A 353-nucleotide genomic window follows, 5' to 3' on the forward strand; every position below is an offset into this window, starting at 1 on the left:
AAATGAGAGACAGAAGTATGACGGAGTAAAGCTTGTAGCTGATGAAAAAGATTCTACTAAATGGAATGCAAAAGATTCTTCTGGAAATGTAATAAAGAACAGTTGGGTAAACCAAGGTTCTGGTTATCATTTTGCAGATGCTGAAGGAGCCCTTTTGACAGGCTGGCAAGACATTAAGGGGAAGACTTATTATTTCAACCCGACTTATGGTGACATGGTTACTGTAAGTGGATCTGAAATCGATGGGAAGTACTACAACTTCAATGATGATGGTTCCTTGCAACGATCAACCTGGAAAGGTGATACTTATTCCGATGCTGATGGAGTATTCGTTAAAGAAGGCTTGAAAGATA

1 pseudogene is annotated in these 353 nt (G+C 39.1%); it reads left to right on the forward strand.

From position 1 onward, the window contains the following. Positions 1-353: pseudogene (locus B5P40_RS31195) on the forward strand (cell wall-binding protein); the annotation flags it as partial.

This window comes from Bacillus sp. SRB_8 (assembly GCF_003264205.1).
GTDB classification, from domain to species: Bacteria; Bacillota; Bacilli; order Bacillales; family Bacillaceae_G; genus Bacillus_A; species Bacillus_A mycoides.